The following is a 2,627-nucleotide window of genomic DNA, read 5'->3' as shown; positions in this document are numbered from 1 at the left end:
TTGAGAACTCAACAGCGTGCCAAAAGTCAACGCCAGATATGTTGATACCCCGACCCGATCGGATCTCCGACCGGGTTGAGGTTCCTTTGAAACACACAGCGAGGACGCTGTGAACGACCGGACTATTCCTCCGGTCGTTCCGCTCCCGTGAAAAGCATTCACGGAGAGTTTGATCCTGGCTCAGGACGAACGCTGGCGGCGTGCTTAACACATGCAAGTCGAACGATGAACCGCTTTCGGGCGGGGATTAGTGGCGAACGGGTGAGTAACACGTGGGCAATCTGCCCTGCACTCTGGGACAAGCCCTGGAAACGGGGTCTAATACCGGATACGACACTCTCGGGCATCCGATGAGTGTGGAAAGCTCCGGCGGTGCAGGATGAGCCCGCGGCCTATCAGCTTGTTGGTGAGGTAACGGCTCACCAAGGCGACGACGGGTAGCCGGCCTGAGAGGGCGACCGGCCACACTGGGACTGAGACACGGCCCAGACTCCTACGGGAGGCAGCAGTGGGGAATATTGCACAATGGGCGAAAGCCTGATGCAGCGACGCCGCGTGAGGGATGACGGCCTTCGGGTTGTAAACCTCTTTCAGCAGGGAAGAAGCGAAAGTGACGGTACCTGCAGAAGAAGCGCCGGCTAACTACGTGCCAGCAGCCGCGGTAATACGTAGGGCGCAAGCGTTGTCCGGAATTATTGGGCGTAAAGAGCTCGTAGGCGGCTTGTCACGTCGGTTGTGAAAGCCCGGGGCTTAACCCCGGGTCTGCAGTCGATACGGGCAGGCTAGAGTTCGGTAGGGGAGATCGGAATTCCTGGTGTAGCGGTGAAATGCGCAGATATCAGGAGGAACACCGGTGGCGAAGGCGGATCTCTGGGCCGATACTGACGCTGAGGAGCGAAAGCGTGGGGAGCGAACAGGATTAGATACCCTGGTAGTCCACGCCGTAAACGGTGGGCACTAGGTGTGGGCAACATTCCACGTTGTCCGTGCCGCAGCTAACGCATTAAGTGCCCCGCCTGGGGAGTACGGCCGCAAGGCTAAAACTCAAAGGAATTGACGGGGGCCCGCACAAGCGGCGGAGCATGTGGCTTAATTCGACGCAACGCGAAGAACCTTACCAAGGCTTGACATACACCGGAAAGCATTAGAGATAGTGCCCCCCTTGTGGTCGGTGTACAGGTGGTGCATGGCTGTCGTCAGCTCGTGTCGTGAGATGTTGGGTTAAGTCCCGCAACGAGCGCAACCCTTGTCCCGTGTTGCCAGCAGGCCCTTGTGGTGCTGGGGACTCACGGGAGACCGCCGGGGTCAACTCGGAGGAAGGTGGGGACGACGTCAAGTCATCATGCCCCTTATGTCTTGGGCTGCACACGTGCTACAATGGCCGGTACAATGAGCTGCGATACCGTGAGGTGGAGCGAATCTCAAAAAGCCGGTCTCAGTTCGGATTGGGGTCTGCAACTCGACCCCATGAAGTCGGAGTCGCTAGTAATCGCAGATCAGCATTGCTGCGGTGAATACGTTCCCGGGCCTTGTACACACCGCCCGTCACGTCACGAAAGTCGGTAACACCCGAAGCCGGTGGCCCAACCCCTTGTGGGAGGGAGCTGTCGAAGGTGGGACTGGCGATTGGGACGAAGTCGTAACAAGGTAGCCGTACCGGAAGGTGCGGCTGGATCACCTCCTTTCTAAGGAGCACTTCTAGGCTGCTTCGGCAGTCCAGGGGCCAGAACACCGGCGAATGTCCGGTGCTGGTTGCTCATGGGTGGAACGTTGACTATTCGGCGCACTCGGTCGTCTCTCTTCTTCTAGTACTGCTCTTCGGAGCGTGGAACGGTGAGGGAAGCGGCGGAGTGTGCCGGGCGCGCTGTTGGGTGTCTGAGGGCACGGCCGCAAGGTCTGTCTTCGGTGCCGGCCCCGGTGAAGATCCGCTCAGGCGGGTTGTGACGGGTGGTTGGTCGTTGTTTGAGAACTGCACAGTGGACGCGAGCATCTGTGGCCAAGTTTTTAAGGGCGCACGGTGGATGCCTTGGCACCAGGAACCGATGAAGGACGTGGGAGGCCACGATAGGCCCCGGGGAGTCGTCAACCAGGCTTTGATCCGGGGGTGTCCGAATGGGGAAACCCGGCAGTCGTCATGGGCTGTCACCCGCTGCTGAACACATAGGCAGTGTGGAGGGAACGCGGGGAAGTGAAACATCTCAGTACCCGCAGGAAGAGAAAACAACCGTGATTCCGGGAGTAGTGGCGAGCGAAACCGGATGAGGCCAAACCGTATGCGTGTGAGACCCGGCAGGGGTTGCGCATGCGGGGTTGTGGGATCTCTCTTCCACGGTCTGCCGGCCGTGGGACGAGTCAGAAACCGTTGATGTAGGCGAAGGACATGCGAAAGGTCCGGCGTAGAGGGTAAGACCCCCGTAGTCGAAACATCAGCGGCTCGTTTGAGAGACACCCAAGTAGCACGGGGCCCGAGAAATCCCGTGTGAATCTGGCGGGACCACCCGCTAAGCCTAAATATTCCCTGGTGACCGATAGCGGATAGTACCGTGAGGGAATGGTGAAAAGTACCGCGGGAGCGGAGTGAAATAGTACCTGAAACCGTGTGCCTACAAGCCGTGGGAGCGTCGGAC

2 rRNA genes (1 of these 2 running past the window's edge) are annotated in these 2,627 nt (G+C 59.2%); both read left to right on the top strand.

The window, feature by feature from the left end:
* The first annotated feature begins 157 nt into the window (after nt 1-157).
* Nucleotides 158-1,685: ribosomal RNA gene (locus tag ACZ7LB_RS31860) — 16S ribosomal RNA — on the top strand.
* Between the two features lie 309 nt (nt 1,686-1,994).
* Nucleotides 1,995-2,627 (top strand): 23S ribosomal RNA (locus ACZ7LB_RS31855); it runs 2,660 nt beyond the window's last position.
* The 16S and 23S rRNA genes sit together here, the layout of an rRNA operon.

This window comes from Streptomyces sp. NPDC107521 (assembly GCF_055598485.1).
Note: the sequence above shows the minus strand (reverse complement) of the source record. Positions and strands in the feature narration are given on the sequence as shown.